This is a genomic window from Mycobacterium sp. (assembly GCF_052143115.1).
Taxonomy (GTDB): domain Bacteria; phylum Actinomycetota; class Actinomycetes; order Mycobacteriales; family Mycobacteriaceae; genus Mycobacterium.
Genome location: NZ_JBKQTQ010000080.1, coordinates 21,733 through 37,122, shown reverse-complemented (window position 1 = coordinate 37,122; position 15,390 = coordinate 21,733). Strand labels below are relative to the sequence as shown.

The following is a 15,390-nucleotide window of genomic DNA, read 5'->3' as shown; positions in this document are numbered from 1 at the left end:
GCTCCGAACCCGGCAACGAGGTCAACCCGGCCGCCATCGAGGCCATGGCCGAGCGTGGCATCGACATCTCCGGCGAATATCCCAAACCCTGGACCGACGAGATCGTGCAAGCCGCCGATGTCGTCATCACCATGGGCTGCGGCGATGCCTGCCCGATCTTCCCAGGGCGCCGCTACGAGGAATGGGTCCTCGAGGACCCCGCCGGCCAAGACATCGACGGCGTGCGGCCAATCCGCGACGAGATCGGACGCCGTGTGCGCCACCTGCTCACCGACCTGGAAGTCCGCATCCATGCATAACCGCGCATCCGAACCGCGCTCCCACCTGTCCGGTGGCCTCCCACACCCATCAAGCGGCGGCACAGCCGTGCTGACGCGTATTAGCGGCGCCTTGCGATCGGTCATCGGCTGGCTTCGCTCCGGCTACCCCGACGAGGCGCCCCCAACCGGCTACTCGCCGCTGATCGCACTCTTCGGCCCCATGGCACTAACGCCACGACAAATCCAACACATCGTCGATGAACTCGACGGCGCGCCCGCAGACACCACCGACATCAAGGTCGCCATCACCAAAGCCACCGACCGGCTACCCACCCAGGCACAGATACGGACCGTCGCCCACGCACTGCCCCCAACACCACCCAGCACCAGCACATCGCACTGACGACCGGAGGAAACCACCATGCGCATTTCATCGAAGCGATCTTGCGCTGCGCTGAGCTTGCTGGCTGCCACGGTGCTGGTGCTTTCGGCATGCGCCAGCGAAAAATCAACCCCCCCGTACGCGAGCTCGACGAAGGTGGATTGCGGCGGCAAGCAGTCGTTGAAGTCCAGCGGCTCTACCGCGCAGGCCAATGCGATGACCCAGTTTATCATCGCCTACCAAAAGGCCTGCCCTGGAAGCAATCTGACCTACGCCTCGAACGGCTCAGGTGCCGGGGTGAGTGAATTCCTGGCAGGTCAAACCGATTTCGGTGGATCGGACTCGCCGCTAGCTGGAGACGAGTACGGCAAGGCCAAGCAGCGGTGCAGCTCGGACGCGTGGAATCTACCCGTGGTGTTCGGCCCTCTGGCGATCACCTACAACCTCAACAAAGACACGCTGGTACTCGACGCCCCGACGCTGGCGAAGATCTTCAACGGCACGATCACCCGATGGGACGACCCGGCGATCACGGCACTCAACGAATCGATGCCCTCTGAGGCCATCCACATGGTGTACCGCAGCGACGAGTCGGGAACCACCGACAACTTCCAGCGCTATCTCGACGCCGCCTCCAACGGTGCCTGGGGCAAAGGTGCGGGTAAGACGTTCCATGGCGGCGTCGGTCAGGGCGCCCCGGGTAACGAGGGCACGTCGGAGGCGGTCAGGAACACCGAGGGTGCGATCACCTACAACGAATGGTCGTTCGCCGCGGAGCAGCGGCTGTTCGCAGCCAAAATCGTGACCTCGGCCGGGCCGCATCCGGTGGCGATCAACGCTGACACGGTCGGCAAGGCCATCGCTGGCGCGACTATCGCGGGCCCGGGCAACGACTTGGTGTTAAACATCTCGTCGTTCTACAAGCCCACCCAGCCCGGCGCCTACCCGATCGTGCTGGCGACCTACGAACTGGTGTGCTCGAAATACACCGACCCGCAGACTGCGGCGGCGGTGCGGGCGTTTCTGCAGTCCACCGTCGGGCCAGGGCAGGTCAACCTCGAGGACTACGGATACTTCCCATTGCCCAACCAGTTCCAGTCGAAAGTGCTGAGCGCCATCAACGCCATCAGCTGACTCGTCGCACTCATCGCCCGAATCCAAGCGGCGCAGCGCTGCACCGCCACCCCAGCATCCACGACACATCAGGAGCCAAACCCGCATGACCGCTCGTCATATCGTCGCTATCGGCGGCAGTGATGCCGGCATCAGCGCGGCGCTGCGCGCACGCGAACTCGACCCCACCACCGATGTCACGGTGGTCGTCGCCGACGCCTATCCCAACTTCTCCATCTGCGGCATCCCTTACTACGTCTCCGGTGAAGTCACCCACTGGACCAACCTGGCCCATCGCACCGCCGCCGACCTGGCCGCCACGGGCATGCGGGTGCTCACCGACACCCGCGCCACCGGCATCAATGTCGAGGTGCACACCCTCGACGTCCTCGACTCCACCGGAGCCCCACAGCAGCTGTTCTACGACGCCCTGATCATGGGCACTGGCGCCCTCAGTGCCCGCCCACCCATCCACGGGCTCAGCGGCCCCGACGCGCTCGGCCCCGCCGATGGGGTGCACCTGCTGCACTCGATGGGGGACACCTTCGCTGTCATGGACTCCCTGCAGCAACGCAACCCCGCCACCGCGGTCATCGTCGGTGCCGGCTACATCGGCCTGGAGATGGCTGAAGCCCTCACCTCCCACGGCATCCAGGTCACCCAGATCGAAGCGCTGCCCGAGGTTCTGCCCACCGTCGACCCCGAACTCGGCGCCCTTGTGCACGCCGAGCTGGAACGCCACGGTGTCGAAGTCCTCACCCACACCGCTGTCACCGCCATCACCCGCACGGCCACCGGCGCACTCACCGTCACCGCCAGCCATCACAGCCAACCCGTCTCGCGCACAGTCGATTTCGTCCTCACCGTTGTCGGAGTCCGCCCCGACACCGAACTCGCCGCCGACTCCGGCGCCCACCTCGGCGTCAAAGGCGCCATCGTTGTCGACGAAGCGATGCGTACCAACCTGCCGGACATCTTCGCGGCCGGCGACTGCGTGCACACCCACCACCGGCTGCTCGGCATTACCTGGCTGCCGCTGGGCTCCACCGCGCACAAACAAGGCCGCGTGGCCGGTGAGAACGCGCTCGGCGGCCACGCCCACTTCGCGGGCAGCCTGGGCACCCAAGTCGTCAAGGTCTTCGATCTCGTCGCCGCCCGCGTCGGCCTCCGCGAACACGAAGCCGTCGCCGCGAACCTCGGCTGGACGCCTGTCACCAGCCAATCGAGTCCAGACGACCACAAAGCCTACTACCCAGGCGCCACCCCCATCCACATCCGCATCACTGGCGACCAGCACAGCGGTCGCCTCCTTGGCGCCCAACTCGTGGGACACCTTAGCGCCGAAATCGCCAAACGCGTCGACACCTATGCCACCGCCCTCTTTCACGAGATGACTGTCGACAGCCTTGGCGAGCTCGACCTGTCCTACACTCCGCCACTCGGGTCGCCCTGGGACGCAACCCAAATGGCAGCCCAAGCATGGGTGCGCCAACACCAGCCCGCCACGGCCCGATCCCTAACCAGCTAGCTAACGTCCGTGCAGAATCGAGTCCTACACATGCGCATCAAGAAGTTCAATCGATCACTAGATAGGCCGCGCACCAAGATCGCTCTCGTCGCCGGTGTCGTGGTGCTCGTCGCCATCGTTACGGCGGTCGTGGGGATCTCGGTCCTCATCGCACGCCACAATCACAAATCGCCGCAGTCCGAACTGCCGTTTACGGGTCTCAAGGGACCTACCGCCGTGGCGGTGGACAGCGCCGGTGGCGTCTACGTCGTCGACGAACTCGGCCGGCAGGTGCTGAGGCTGGCGGCGGGTTCGACCACCCAGTCCGTGCTGCCGATCCAAGCGCCCAGCCCTGACAATCCAAGCGTTATGACCGCCTACCCCGCAGGTGTGGCGGTGGATAGCGCGGGCGATGTTTACGTCGCCGATAACGAGAACGACCGGGTGCTCAGGCTGGCGGCGGGCTCCACGACACCGGCCGTGCTGCCGTTCACCGATCTCGATGACCCCAAGGGTCTGGGGGTGGACAGCGCCGGTGACGTCTACGTCGGCGAGTCCTCCTACCGCAACCCACGGGTGCTGAAGCTACCGGTGGGGGCGACTGCCCACGGGGTGCTGGCGTTCAGCGATCTCAAGTACGTCGATGGTGTGGCGGTGGACAGCGCCGGTGATGTCTACGTCGCCGATGGCGGCAACAACCGGGTGCTGAAGCTGGCGGTGGGGGCCACCGCCCAGGCGGTCCTGCCGTTCACGGGGCTCAACGGCCTTGGGGGTATCGCGGTCGACAGGGCCGGTGATGTTTATGTCGCCGACCGGGGCAATAGCCGGGTGCTGAAGCTGGCGGTGGGGGCCACCGCTCAGGCGGTGCTGCCGTTCACGAGGCTAGCCGATCCCGCGGGTGTGGCTGTGGACATGGTGGGCAACGTCTACGTCGCCGACTTTCACAAGCGGCGGGTGCTGAAACTGGCGGCGGGATAACGCATCGCGAAGCCACCGCACCGAGCGGGAATTCCACACGCCACGATGGCTAGGACGTACCCCGCCGCCAGGATCACCCTGGGACGCCGCCCAAACCGCCGGCCAGGCAATGGGTCCTCCAGCACAGCTCGACGACCAACCACAAACACCCACCACCCATGTCAGCGCGCCCCCCAACTAGCCACCCGAACGCACAGAGGTCTATCGCCCTGCCCCACACCACATCCAACTTCGGTCATCGGCGGCACGCAGCGGGCCCATCTCACCGTCTGTTGTTCTCAAGGAGGCAATCAACGTGAAGCACAACCGACCAGGTGTCGCCATAAGCTTGCTGGCCGCGGGTGCCCTGGTGCTCTCGGCATGCACCAGCCCCCACACGACCCAGGTCTATGTTAACGGGGCCCCGCTGGAGTGCGGCGGCAAGCAAGCCTTAACCGCCAGCGGCTCGACCGCGCAAGCCAACGCGATGACCCGGTTCATCGACGCTTACCGCAAGGCCTGCCCCGGCCAGACACTCGACTACACCGCCAACGGCTCGGGCGCCGGAATCAGCGACTTCCTCGCCGGCAAGACCGATTTCGGCGGATCGGACACACCACTGTCCGGCGACCAATACGCCGCCGCCAAGCAGCGCTGCGGCGGCTCCGATGCCTGGAATCTGCCGGTGGTATTCGGCCCGGTGGCCATCACCTACAACCTCAACGCGGTCGACTCTTTGGTGCTCGACGCGCCCACGTTGGCCAAGATCTTCAACGGCAGCATCAGGCGCTGGGACGACCCGGCCATCACCGCGCTCAACGCATCCATGCCGCCAGAGGACATCCACGTCATCTACCGCAGCGACGCATCCGGCACCACCGCCAACTTCCTGGCCTACCTGCAGGCCGCATCCCGCGGAGCCTGGGATAAAGGCACGGGCAAGACGTTCAACGGCGGCGTCGGCACCGGCGCCCCCGGCAACGAAGGCACCTCGGCGACGGTGAAGAACACCGAGGGCGCGATCAGCTACAACGAATTGTCTTTTGCCCTCCAGCAGGGGCTTTTCGTCGCCGAGATCACAACCCCGGCAAGCCGCAAGTCGTTACGCCCGGTACGCATCGGCACCAACTCGGCCGGCAAGACCATCACCGACACTAAAATCGTCGGTAAAGGCAACGACCTGGTGCTCGACCTCTCCTCGTTCTACAACCCCAGCCAGGAGGACGTCTACCCGATCGTCTTGGCCTCCTACGAGATCGTCTGCTCCAAATACCCCAGCCCCGACGTCGCCAAGGCGGTCAAGGCGTTCCTGCAGGCGACGCTCGGCCCGGGCCAGGTCGACCTCGACAAGCACGACTACATCCCGCTGCCGCCCGACTTCCAATCAAAAGTCTCAAGCGCCGTCGACGCCATCACCTGACTCAGCCTGCGGCGGCAACGAATTCGGCGAACTGCGCGTTGGTCAACGGACACCGCTCCATCCAGAAGGAACCCACGGCCACGGGATGGATCGGCGCCTCTTCCGGGTAAGAGCTCGTCCAGCCCATGCGGAATGAGCCGCCGGGTAGGTCAACCAGCTCGGTGAGCACGACTTCAGGGTATGACGACCGCGGACGGCCCCGGACACCTCAACAAAAGTTATGCGACGCGCTTTAATCCGATTGCCGATACCACGTGACCATGTACTGGACTCCACCTCCACGCCGAGCGGGAATCGGGACGCAGTCTGTTCGTGAATTTGGACGACATCGTCCAATCTCGGCTGGCTACGTCCGTGAATATTGGACGGACTGGAAGGGATGATGGTTGTTGTCGCCGCGGCGACCCGCAGTGACGCCGGTGTGAGGGCCTGAGTTGGCTGTAGCGGATGCGGACCTCTTCGACGACGATCTCGACGCCGTCGCGATGACTCTGCATCGCCGGTATTCACGTGAAAATGTGGGCAAAATGTGGGCACACGAGGCCTACGACGGCCCGCAGCAACCATGAAAATGGCGGTTTAACTGCGTAAACGCTCCGGACAGAAATGGCGGTGGCGGAGGGATTTGAACCCTCGGACGGGGGTTACCCGTCACACGCTTTCGAGGCGTGCTCCTTAGGCCGCTCGGACACGCCACCGCCGGACAGCTTACCCAACGCCGGGGTGCTTACCCCAATCGCTGGCGGGCGAAGAAGGCCGCCAGCAGGGCGGCGCATTCCTCGGCCAGCACCCCGCCGCGGACGGCGGGGCGGTGGTTGAGCCGACGGTCGCGAACCACGTCCCACAGCGAACCGACCGCTCCGGTCTTGGGCTCCCAGGCCCCGAACACCAGGCGGTCGACCCGCGCCATCACCAACGCGCCCGCGCACATCGTGCACGGCTCGACGGTGACCGCCAGCGTCGCTCCGGCCAGCCGCCAACCGTCGCCAAGCACACCGGCGGCGGCCCGCATGGCCAGGATCTCGGCGTGTGCGGTCGGATCACCCAGCGCCTCGCGGGCATTGACCGCGCGGGCCAGCACGGTTCCGTCGGCGCCGACCACCACCGCACCCACCGGGACGTCACGTGGACCCGCGGTAGCGGCGACCGCCAGCGCAGCACGGATCAGGTCCTCGTCGGACCTCAACGTCCGAGACGTTCGAGCACCGCCGACAGTTCCTCGGCGAAGCCCATCTCCCGCGCGATGCGGCCCAGCTGCTCGTCGGCATATAGATCGGTCTCGTCGAGAATGACGCCCAGCACCGCCTCGGGCAGCCCGACATCGGAGAGCAGGCCGAGGTCACCCTCCTCGAACGGGTCGGCGTCCTCCAGATCCTCCGGATCGATGTCGGCGTCCAGGTTGTCCAGCACTTCGGCGGCGATGTCGTAGTCCAGTGCCGCGGTGGCGTCCGAGAGCAACAGCCGGGTTCCTGAAGGGGCCGGCCGAACGATCACGAAGAACTCGTCGTCAATGTCGAGTAGCCCGAAAACCGCGCCGGCGCTGCGCAACTCGCGCAGTTCGGTTTCGGCGTCAGTCAAGCTGGTCAGGGCTTTTGGCCGCATGGCAGAACAGCGCCATTTACCGTCCTCGCGCACGACGGCCACGCCGAATCCGTCCGGCGTATCCGCCTTCGCGGAAGCGCGCTGTGCTCCCATGGGCGCCTACGCTAGTCCCGCTGGAGCCCGTTGACCAGCACATGACCAGCAGATCGGCGTCGCGTCGGCCGCCCATCGGGGCCGACCCTTCCGGCGAATGTGCCAACCTTGTGGGATGGCTCGTCCTGTTTTCAAGACACCGGTGTGCGTGCTGGGCCTGGGGCTGATCGGGGGCTCGATACTGCGTGCGGCAACGGCAGCCGGCCGCCAGGCCTTCGGCTACAACCGCTCGGTCGAAGGGGCCCAGGCGGCCCGGTTCGACGGCTTCGATGCCACTACCGACCTCACCGACGTGCTGACCCGCGCCGCCGATAGCGGCGCGCTGATCGTGCTCGCCGTGCCCATGCCGGCCTTGCCGATGCTGCTCACCCACATCAGCGAATCGGCCCCCGACTGCCCGCTCACCGACGTCACCAGCGTCAAAAGCGCGGTACTGGATGCGGTCAAAGCGGCCGGTCTGCAGGCGCGCTTCGTCGGCGGGCATCCGATGACGGGGACCGCGCACTCGGGTTGGGCCGCCGGCCATGCCCGGCTGTTCACTGGGGCGCCGTGGGTGATCAGCGTGGACGACCACGTCGACCCTGCGGTCTGGTCGATGGTGATGGAGCTGGCGCTGGACTGCGGGTCGGTGGTGGTGCCGGCCAGATCCGACGAACACGACGCCGCTGCCGCCGCGATCTCACATCTGCCACATCTGCTGGCCGAAGCACTGGCGGTCACCGCTTCGGAAGTCCCGCTGGCCTTCGCACTGGCCGCGGGGTCTTTCCGGGACGGCACGCGGGTGGCGGGCAGCGCGCCGGATCTGGTGCGGGCCATGTGCGAAGCCAACGCGGGCCAATTGCTGCCGGCAGTGGACCGGGCCGTCGAATTACTTGCCAGTGCCCGGGAGGCGCTGGCGCACAACAAATCTGTCGCCGAGCTTGCCGAGGCCGGGCATGCCGCCCGGACGCGTTACGACAGTTTTTCGCGGCCGGAGATCGTCACGGTGTTCGTCGGCGCCGAGAATTGGCGCGAAGAGCTGGCTGCCGCGGGCCGGGCCGGCGGGGTGATCAGATCCGCTCTGCCAAGTCTGGATAGTTGACGATGAACCCGTCGGCATCGACGGTCAGCCTTGTCTCGGACACCGGCGAGTGCACCTTGATTCCCTCGCCAGCTCCCGGCGCCGCACTGCTGTAGCTGACCATTGCTGAGGACACCGACATCTGCGGCAGTCTGACGTAAATCGTCGGCACCGTGATCGAGTCGGCTCGCTCCATCAGGCCGCAGCGGCGGATCGGCAGCGCGTTAAAGAACGGGCTGAACACGACATCGACGTCGAGCGCGCCGTCGTAGGCTGCCCGCGACTCGCCCTGATGGTCGGTGACCAGCCACATGTTTTCCTCGTCGCGGGCGATGGCAAGCTGCCGCTCCCGCTCGGCCAGTGTGACCGTCATCCCGAGTCGTTTGGTCGCGCCGGTCTCGTCGGTCTGCAGGTCGTAATAGGCAGCGAACGCCGGGTTGGTGTCAGAGTCAGCGGCCACGATGCGGCCGTTGGCCTTGATTCGCTTGCCAGACGACTGCACTCGTACCGATTCCATCCGCCTGGCGTCGTGCGCGCGCCAGGTCAAGATCGCCGACCAGGAGCTCGACGTCGCTTCCGTTGGGGCTGGGCTCACGGGTCTACGTTAGGCGACGGCCCCGGTGATTTCGAGGCGTATTCCGTCACGTTGGAGTCGTTCGGCGGCTTCCGGCGCAGCCGACCGGTACCGGGCACCGAGACCCAGATCGCGAACGCCAGCGCGGCGTCCAGCATCAACGCCAGCGCAGCCACCATCAGCGCACCGACCAGGGCGATGTGGAATTGGCGCACCTTGATGCCGTCGATCAAATATCGCCCTAGCCCGCCCAAGCTGGCATAGGCAGCCACCGTCGCGGTTGCGACCACCTGCAACGTCGCGGTGCGCAGCCCGCCCAACATCAGCGGCAGCGCGTTGGGCACCTCGACGCGCAGTAGTACCCGCAGCTCGCTCATCCCCATCGAGCGGGCGGCGTCGACGACGGTGCGGTCCACGGCGGAAATGCCGGCATAGGTGCCGGCCAGCAGCGGTGGGATGCCCAGCAGCATCAGCGCCACAATCGGCGGCACCAGACCCAGCCCCCACAGCAACACGGCCAACAGCAGCACACCCAGCGTCGGCAGCGCGCGCAGCGCGTTGATCAGGCTCACCACCACGAGCGTGCCGCGGCCGGTATGGCCGACGATCAAGCCGACCGGGATGGCAACCAGCGCCGAAACCGCTACCGCCGCGGCGGTGTACTCCAAGTGCTCCACAGTGCGGGCCGCCAGTCCCACCGGGCCGGCCCAGTTGGCGGCGGTGAACAGGTAGGACAGCGCTTGCCCGACGAAGCTCATCGCGAACCCCCTACCACCGGAGCCATCAACAGCCGGCGGCCGGGGCGCGACGCATGAGCCCAAGGCGTCGCCAGCTGTCCGGCCAGCAGGATCAGCATGTCCACGACGAACGCAAGCATCAGGATGGCGATGATCCCCGCGACGATCTGGTCACTCTTGTTCGCCTGGTAGCCCTCGGTGAACCAGGTGCCCAGGCCGCCGATGCCGATCACCGCGCCCACCGAGACCATCGAGATGTTGGTCACCACGACCACCCGCAGCCCGGCGACCAGTACCGGAATCGACAGTGGCAGATCAACTTTGAGCAGTCGCGTGATTGGCCGGTAGCCGATCGCGCTGGCAGCGTCACGCACCTGCTGTGGCACCGCGTCCAGGGCCTCGAACACCACCCGCACCATCAACGCCGTGGTGTAGAGCGTCAGCGCGACGATGACGTTGGCTTCGTCCAGGATCCGGGTCGGGATGAGCAGCGGCAACACCACGAACAGCGCCAGCGACGGGATGGTGAATACCACACTGGCGGTCACCGTGGTCAGCCTTCGCAGCAGGGCTCTGCGCCACGCCAGCACTCCCCACGGCAGCGCGATCGCCAGGCCGGCCAGCACCGGCACCAGTGACAGCCGTAGGTGGATCACGGTCAGCATCCACGCCGCCGGGAGGTGAGTGACCAGGTAATGCACGCCTAGTCCTGCGGCTGGGATTCCAACACGGCCAACACATCGCCGGCCCGCACTCCCCCGATGACCTTGCCCGCCTTGTCGACGGCCACACCCATCGCTGCCGGCGACGACAACGCGGCATCCAGTGCCTGGCTCAGGTTGGCGCCCGGGCGGAAGAGTGAGCCGACCGACGTCACGCTGTCGAGTAACGAGGCGCCGCCGCGGTGCTTGCGCATGCCGCCGGCGTCGATCCACCCCAACGGCGCGCCATCGGCCCTGACGACAAGTGTCCAGCCGTCGCGAAATTGCGCGTCCCCGATGGCGGACTCGGCGATCTGGCCGATGTCGTGCACCGGCAGTCGGGTCGCGTCCAGAAACTGCAGCCACCGATAGCCACGACCGGCACCGATCATCCTCGACACGAAATCGTTGGCCGGACGCGACAGCAGCCGCGCGGGCTCCTCGTACTGCTGTAGCGAACCACCCGGACCGAACACCGCGACCCGGTCGGCGAGTCGGACGGCCTCATCGATGTCATGCGTGACGAACACGATGGTTTTGTGCAATTCGGCTTGCAGCCGCAGTATTTCGCGCTGCAGCTCGTAGCGGACTATCGGGTCCACAGCCGAAAAAGGCTCATCCATCAAAAGAATCGGCGGATCGGCGGCCAGCGCCCGGGCTACGCCAACACGCTGCTGCTCGCCGCCGGACAGCTGCGCGGGATATCGGGTGGCCAACCTGGCATCCAAACCGACGCGCTCCAACACGTTGTAGGCGGCCTTTCGGGCCGACCGGCGCGATTGACCTTTGAGCACCGGCACCGTCGCCACGTTGTCGATCACCCGTTGGTGGGGCATCAGGCCCGCGCCCTGGATCACATAGCCGATGCCCAGCCGCAGTTGCACCGGGTCGACGGCTGCGACGTCGGCGCCGTCGACCATGACGGTGCCCGACGTCGGCTCAACCATTCGGTTGATCATCCGCATCGACGTGGTTTTGCCGCAGCCCGACGGACCGACGAAAACGGTCAGCGTGCCTTCGGGCACTTCCAGGTTCAGGTTGTCGACGGCGACGGTGCCGTCGGCGTAGACCTTGTAGACGTTGTCGAAGCTGATCAAGCCGAGCCTCAACTCCGGATCGGATGATCGAAGCCGTTGTCCCGCAACCAGTTGCGAGCTGCCTCGTCGGGGTCGATGCCGGAGTTGCCGGACACCGAGGCGTTGAGTTCGGCCAAGCCTCGGGTGGTCATTTTGGCTGACACCGCGTCCAGCACATCTTTGAGCCGATCGGATTTCTTTTGCGAATTCACCAGCGGCACAATGTTGCCGGCCAGGAAGTTGCACTCCGGATCGTCGAGCACCACCAAATGATTCTGCATGATGGCCGGTGACGTGCTGAAGATGTTGGCGGCGTTGACCGTACCGTCCACCAGTGCACGAACGGTGACCGCGCCGCCGTCGTCGCTGATCGCGATGAAGTTTCCGGGCGCGATGTCGAGCCCGTATCGTGCGCGGAGTCCGACCAGACCCGACGACCGAGCCTGAAAGTCGGAGGGCGCGGCGAACTTCACCTCCGGTGAATGTGCCGCCAGGTCGGCAATCGTCTTGAGGTTCCACTTAGCTGCGGTGTCGGCGGTGACGGTGACGGTGTCGGTGTCCGCCGCAGGTGACGGCGTCAGAATCGACAAGTCGCCCGGCAGCCGTTTGTACAGTTCCAACTCGACGGCGTCAAGCATGGTTACTGTCTCATTCGGCTCGAAGTACTGCAACAGGTTACCGATGTATTCGGGCACCAGGTCGATCGAATGGTCCTTCAGCGCAGGGATATACGCCTCGCGGCTGCCGATACCCATCCGTCGTCCGACGTTGAAACCGTTCGTCTGCAACGCTTGTGCATAGATTTCGGCGATGATTTTCGATTCCGGAAAGCCAGCGGATCCGACCACGATCGAGTTGATATTGCCCGATAACCCGCCAAGCGGATTCGAGCTGCCGCAAGCGGCGACAACCAGACATAAGCCCGCAAGCCACGCCGCCGCGCGGTGCCCGCGCCGTCGCAGCATGCCCATAGCAACCGACACTATCGCCAACCGGCAGGTCAAACCGCGTTGGCTCGGGCTCGCGGGCCAAGTTGCCCACGTTTCGCGGGAGTTCGGCTCCTTTCCGCGCCGGAAAGGGTGAAGATGGCAGCATGAGTAGCGATTCGTCGGTATCGCCCGATCAACCACCTCAAACCACCGCGCCAAGCCAAGACAACGCGGCGCCACCGGAATCGGCGGTGAAGTTCACCCGCACGGCCAGCATATGGACGTCCCTGACCGCGGGCTTCCTGATTCTCATCGTGCTGCTGATCTTCATCACCCAGAACACGAGTACGGCGCAGTTGGCGTTCCTCAGCTGGCGCTGCACCCTGCCGCTGGGGGTGGCGATTCTGCTGGCGGCGGTCGGCGGCGGGCTGATCACCGTGGCGGCCGGCACGGCGCGGATGTACCAGTTGCGGCGAGCGGCAAAGAAGAATCTCGCGGCTGGCCGCTGAGCGACCGTAGCAACCCCACGGCCGAAAACTTAGGGTACCCTAACTTCGAGAGTAAGGAGGCCCTAATGGCATCAACCTGGGTGGGCGCGCTACTGCACAAGTCGCGTCAACATGGAAAGTCGCCGTTCCCGTACCAGGCGGCGTTCATGATCAACAACCCCGTCCGCCGAGCGCTGCTCAAGCCGGCGCGCATCGTCGACAAGCTCGCTCTGGCGGGCTCTGAGCACGTCCTGGAACTCGGGCCCGGCCCCGGGTTCTTCAGCGTGGAGATTGCCCGTCGGCTCACCGACGGCCGGCTTGAGTTGTTCGACATCCAGCCGGAAATGCTCGAGATGGCCCGACGGCAACTCGAACGGGCCGGCCTATCCGACGTCGGCTTCACCGCGGGACAGGCAAGCGACGGGCTTCCATTCCCGGACAACACGTTTGACGTCGCTTTCTTGGCCGCAGTGATCGGCGAGGTGCCAGACCAGCAGGCCTGCCTACGTTCGCTTGGCCAGGTACTGAAACCCGGCGGGCGGCTGGTGTTCGTCGAGATGTTTCCCGACCCCGACCGACTCAGCGTGCGAGGGTTGCGTGACCTCGTCGAACCGGAGAATTTCGAATTCGTCGAAGCGACCGGGAACCGCTGGGAGGACGTCGTCAGGTTCCGTAGAGTCGACACCTAGAGGTCAGAGGTCTGCAGCTGGGTCAGCCCACGAGCGATCAACGGCCCCACGGTGTCCCCCACCCGATCGGATGAATCAACGTCGTCCGCACCACCCGACATACGCCTGCGGAAATCGATGCCCGCGGCAATGATGGCGAGCTTGAAGTAAGCCAGCGCCATGTAGAAGTTCCAGTGCGCCAACGGCTGTCCGGAGACCACAGAGTAGCGGTGCGCAAGCTCGTCGGCGGCCGGTAGCAACGGCGACGTCCAGGCCGCGTGGGTGTTGATGATCAGGTCCAGTGACGGATCGCGGTAGACGCACATCAGCGCTGCGTCGCTGAGCGGATCGCCGAGCGTGGACAGTTCCCAGTCCACGACGGCACGGACCTGCGCAGGATCGTTCGCGTCCAGGATGGTGTTGTCGATGCGATAGTCGCCGTGCACGATCGACGTGCGGCTCTGCTGCGGAATCGACTGCTGCAGCGCCGAATGCAGCCGCGCGACGTCGGCGTCGCGGTCGTCATCGAGTAGCCGCACGAGCTCCCACTGCGAACCCCATCGGCGGACCTGGCGTTCCAGATATCCGCTCGGTTTGCCGAAATCGGCGAGACCGACGGCCGCCGGGTGGACCGCATGCAGGTCTGCCAGCACCCGGATCAGCGCGTCGACGCAACCTTCGATGACGTGCTGGTCGCCCAGCGCCTCGAGTTCGGCGCGGCTGCGCACCACTTGCCCGGCAACGTATTCGACCATTTGGAACGGCGCGCCGAGCACCGAGTCGTCGTCGCACAGTGCGACCGCACGGGCCACCGGGACCGCCGTCTCGGAGAGCGCCGCGACCACTTTGTATTCGCGCGTCATGTCGTGTGCCGACGGCGTCAGCCCGTGCAACGGCGGGCGTCGCAGCACCCACGTCGATGAGTCATCGGCGACCAGAAAAGTCAGGTTGGAGCGGCCGCCGGAGATCAGCTGTGCGCGCAGCTGCCCATCACGGCCGACGCCGGCCGAGCGCAGGTACTCGTCCAGCGCGACCAGGTCGAGCCCATCAAGCGGCGAGGAAGTCACCGGATCTGTCTACCACCGACTGCCCGGCTCCTTCCCAGCCGTGCTCACCGGGCGCGCTGGTTCCGCGGCAACAGGTCCCACACGTGTTCAGTGCCGTTTACCGTCACGACGCTCGCTTGACCGGACCGGGAGAACAGCAGCCGGGTGACCGACACGTAGTCGATGGGAAACGACAACACTCACTTGGTTCCCAATATCTCGTGCAGCACCACGTTGATCACCCCGCCGTGGCTGAAGACCGCCACGGTGTCGTCGTGCTCCGCGCCGGCGGCGACGTCGTCGACGGCCGCACGCACCCGTGCACGGAAAGCGTCTTCGTCGACCGTGCTGGGCAGGTGTCCCGCCGCCATGCGGGCCCACTCCTGCGGGTTCTCGTCACGGACGTGCTCGATCGGGATGTACACCGGCAGATCCCGGTCGTATTCGGCGAAGCGGTCGTCGATCTCAACTGCCAGCCCGCGCGCGGCGGCCACCGGTTCCGCGGTCTGAATCGCGCGACGCTGCGGGCTGCTCACCACCCGGGAGATGGGAAATCTGGCCAGCGCGTCAGGCAGCCGTGCGACCTGCGCCCGCCCCTCGTCGGAAAGGTCGGGGTCAGCCCCTTGGCCCGGTTCGCTGCGGAGCGGCAACGCATGCCGGACCAGAAGCAACTGCATTCCGTGTTCCCTTCCGCTCGCACCGGTGGCGGGGCGACACTTTGGTCACGTTGATCGGAGCAGCGTAAGGGAGAGCACGTCGGGTGATATCTCGGCCCTG

18 protein-coding genes, 1 tRNA gene and 2 pseudogenes are annotated in these 15,390 nt (G+C 65.8%); 10 read left to right on the top strand and 11 right to left on the bottom strand.

Features of this window, described 5'->3' with window-relative positions; all coding sequences use genetic code 11:
- The 6 genes from ACLQI9_RS09470 to pstS (ACLQI9_RS09445) form a co-directional block, all read left to right on the top strand.
- Nucleotides 1-299: arsenate reductase/protein-tyrosine-phosphatase family protein (locus ACLQI9_RS09470; RefSeq protein WP_442391554.1), on the top strand; the 299-nt coding region annotated here is incomplete at its 5' end.
- Nucleotides 300-366: 67 nt separating this feature from the next.
- A complete protein-coding gene (locus tag ACLQI9_RS09465) occupies nt 367-663 on the top strand; it encodes a DUF3349 domain-containing protein (protein ID WP_442383262.1) in 297 nt (98 codons plus the stop codon).
- 24 nt (nt 664-687) lie between these two features.
- The gene (pstS, locus tag ACLQI9_RS09460) at nt 688-1,776 is read left to right on the top strand and encodes a phosphate ABC transporter substrate-binding protein PstS (RefSeq protein WP_442383293.1); all 1,089 of its coding nucleotides are present in this window, start codon (nt 688-690) and stop codon (nt 1,774-1,776) included.
- 85 nt (nt 1,777-1,861) lie between these two features.
- Nucleotides 1,862-3,283: an FAD-dependent oxidoreductase gene (locus tag ACLQI9_RS09455; protein ID WP_442391552.1), complete on the top strand. Its 1,422-nt coding sequence runs from the start codon at nt 1,862-1,864 to the stop codon at nt 3,281-3,283.
- Between the two features lie 30 nt (nt 3,284-3,313).
- Complete coding sequence (locus ACLQI9_RS09450; RefSeq protein ID WP_442391550.1) at nt 3,314-4,240, top strand: NHL repeat-containing protein; 927 nt, start codon at nt 3,314-3,316, stop codon at nt 4,238-4,240.
- A 295-nt stretch (nt 4,241-4,535) separates the two neighbouring features.
- Nucleotides 4,536-5,639 (top strand): phosphate ABC transporter substrate-binding protein PstS, encoded by a 1,104-nt coding sequence (gene pstS, locus ACLQI9_RS09445; protein ID WP_442383268.1) that lies wholly within the window; start codon nt 4,536-4,538, stop codon nt 5,637-5,639.
- 4 nt (nt 5,640-5,643) lie between these two features.
- On the opposite strand, the pseudogene ACLQI9_RS09440 reads toward pstS (ACLQI9_RS09445), so the two are convergent.
- Nucleotides 5,644-5,808, bottom strand: a pseudogene (locus tag ACLQI9_RS09440) (SUMF1/EgtB/PvdO family nonheme iron enzyme); the annotation flags it as partial.
- Between the two features lie 265 nt (nt 5,809-6,073).
- Here ACLQI9_RS09440 and ACLQI9_RS09435 point away from each other — a divergent pair.
- Nucleotides 6,074-6,208 (top strand): hypothetical protein, encoded by a 135-nt coding sequence (locus tag ACLQI9_RS09435; RefSeq protein WP_442383270.1) that lies wholly within the window; start codon nt 6,074-6,076, stop codon nt 6,206-6,208.
- A gap of 38 nt (nt 6,209-6,246) precedes the next feature.
- Here the strand turns inward: ACLQI9_RS09435 and ACLQI9_RS09430 are convergent.
- The 3 genes from ACLQI9_RS09430 to ACLQI9_RS09420 form a co-directional block, all read right to left on the bottom strand.
- A tRNA-Ser gene (locus ACLQI9_RS09430) sits at nt 6,247-6,337 on the bottom strand.
- 29 nt (nt 6,338-6,366) lie between these two features.
- Nucleotides 6,367-6,825 carry a nucleoside deaminase gene (locus ACLQI9_RS09425; protein ID WP_442383272.1) on the bottom strand — a complete coding sequence of 153 codons (459 nt, stop codon included), beginning with the start codon at nt 6,823-6,825 and terminating at the stop codon, nt 6,367-6,369.
- Complete coding sequence (locus ACLQI9_RS09420; protein ID WP_442383274.1) at nt 6,822-7,334, bottom strand: tRNA adenosine deaminase-associated protein; 513 nt, start codon at nt 7,332-7,334, stop codon at nt 6,822-6,824. The genes ACLQI9_RS09425 and ACLQI9_RS09420 overlap by 4 nt, the downstream gene beginning before the upstream one ends.
- A 142-nt stretch (nt 7,335-7,476) precedes the next feature.
- Here ACLQI9_RS09420 and ACLQI9_RS09415 point away from each other — a divergent pair, with 142 nt between their 5' ends.
- Nucleotides 7,477-8,415: a prephenate dehydrogenase gene (locus tag ACLQI9_RS09415; protein ID WP_442383295.1), complete on the top strand. Its 939-nt coding sequence runs from the start codon at nt 7,477-7,479 to the stop codon at nt 8,413-8,415.
- Here ACLQI9_RS09415 and ACLQI9_RS09410 read toward each other — a convergent pair.
- The 5 genes from ACLQI9_RS09410 to ACLQI9_RS09390 form a co-directional block, all read right to left on the bottom strand.
- Nucleotides 8,384-8,911 (bottom strand): putative glycolipid-binding domain-containing protein, encoded by a 528-nt coding sequence (locus ACLQI9_RS09410; protein ID WP_442383297.1) that lies wholly within the window; start codon nt 8,909-8,911, stop codon nt 8,384-8,386. The genes ACLQI9_RS09415 and ACLQI9_RS09410 overlap by 32 nt on opposite strands.
- A 74-nt stretch (nt 8,912-8,985) precedes the next feature.
- Entirely contained in the window at nt 8,986-9,726 is a 741-nt protein-coding gene (locus ACLQI9_RS09405; protein ID WP_442383276.1) for an ABC transporter permease, read from the bottom strand.
- On the bottom strand, nt 9,723-10,406 hold the full coding sequence (locus tag ACLQI9_RS09400; RefSeq protein WP_442391548.1) for an ABC transporter permease: 684 nt from the start codon (nt 10,404-10,406) through the stop codon (nt 9,723-9,725). Before ACLQI9_RS09400 ends, ACLQI9_RS09405 begins: the two co-directional genes overlap by 4 nt.
- Nucleotides 10,407-10,408: 2 nt before the next feature.
- Nucleotides 10,409-11,503 carry an ABC transporter ATP-binding protein gene (locus ACLQI9_RS09395; protein ID WP_442383280.1) on the bottom strand — a complete coding sequence of 365 codons (1,095 nt, stop codon included), beginning with the start codon at nt 11,501-11,503 and terminating at the stop codon, nt 10,409-10,411.
- 8 nt (nt 11,504-11,511) lie between these two features.
- A complete protein-coding gene (locus tag ACLQI9_RS09390; RefSeq protein WP_442391546.1) occupies nt 11,512-12,453 on the bottom strand; it encodes an ABC transporter substrate-binding protein in 942 nt (313 codons plus the stop codon).
- Nucleotides 12,454-12,575: 122 nt separating this feature from the next.
- Between ACLQI9_RS09390 and ACLQI9_RS09385 the strand changes: the two genes are divergently transcribed.
- Together ACLQI9_RS09385 and ACLQI9_RS09380 are read left to right on the top strand one after the other, a co-directional pair.
- Nucleotides 12,576-12,920, top strand: a complete 345-nt coding sequence (locus ACLQI9_RS09385) for a LapA family protein (RefSeq protein ID WP_442383284.1) — start codon at nt 12,576-12,578, stop codon at nt 12,918-12,920.
- 80 nt (nt 12,921-13,000) lie between these two features.
- Nucleotides 13,001-13,588 (top strand): class I SAM-dependent methyltransferase, encoded by a 588-nt coding sequence (locus ACLQI9_RS09380; RefSeq protein ID WP_442383299.1) that lies wholly within the window; start codon nt 13,001-13,003, stop codon nt 13,586-13,588.
- Here ACLQI9_RS09380 and ACLQI9_RS09375 read toward each other — a convergent pair.
- Both ACLQI9_RS09375 and ACLQI9_RS09370 read right to left on the bottom strand, forming a co-directional pair.
- The gene (locus ACLQI9_RS09375) at nt 13,585-14,634 is read right to left on the bottom strand and encodes a phosphotransferase family protein (RefSeq protein WP_442383286.1); all 1,050 of its coding nucleotides are present in this window, start codon (nt 14,632-14,634) and stop codon (nt 13,585-13,587) included. The two genes, ACLQI9_RS09380 and ACLQI9_RS09375, sit on opposite strands and share 4 nt — an antisense overlap.
- Before the next feature lie 44 nt (nt 14,635-14,678).
- Nucleotides 14,679-15,290, bottom strand: a pseudogene (locus tag ACLQI9_RS09370) (histidine phosphatase family protein).
- Nucleotides 15,291-15,390: the final 100 nt, after the last annotated feature.

Bases quoted from the DNA above. Each gene is read 5' to 3' on its own strand.
- ACLQI9_RS09410 (WP_442383297.1), bottom strand. From the start codon at position 8,911: ATGGAATCGGTACGAGTGCAGTCGTCTGGCAAGCGAATCAAGGCCAAC.
- ACLQI9_RS09405 (WP_442383276.1), bottom strand. From the start codon at position 9,726: ATGAGCTTCGTCGGGCAAGCGCTGTCCTACCTGTTCACCGCCGCCAAC.
- ACLQI9_RS09420 (WP_442383274.1), bottom strand. From the start codon at position 7,334: ATGGGAGCACAGCGCGCTTCCGCGAAGGCGGATACGCCGGACGGATTC.
- ACLQI9_RS09450 (WP_442391550.1), top strand. From the start codon at position 3,314: ATGCGCATCAAGAAGTTCAATCGATCACTAGATAGGCCGCGCACCAAG.
- ACLQI9_RS09390 (WP_442391546.1), bottom strand. From the start codon at position 12,453: ATGGGCATGCTGCGACGGCGCGGGCACCGCGCGGCGGCGTGGCTTGCG.
- ACLQI9_RS09455 (WP_442391552.1), top strand. From the start codon at position 1,862: ATGACCGCTCGTCATATCGTCGCTATCGGCGGCAGTGATGCCGGCATC.
- ACLQI9_RS09385 (WP_442383284.1), top strand. From the start codon at position 12,576: ATGAGTAGCGATTCGTCGGTATCGCCCGATCAACCACCTCAAACCACC.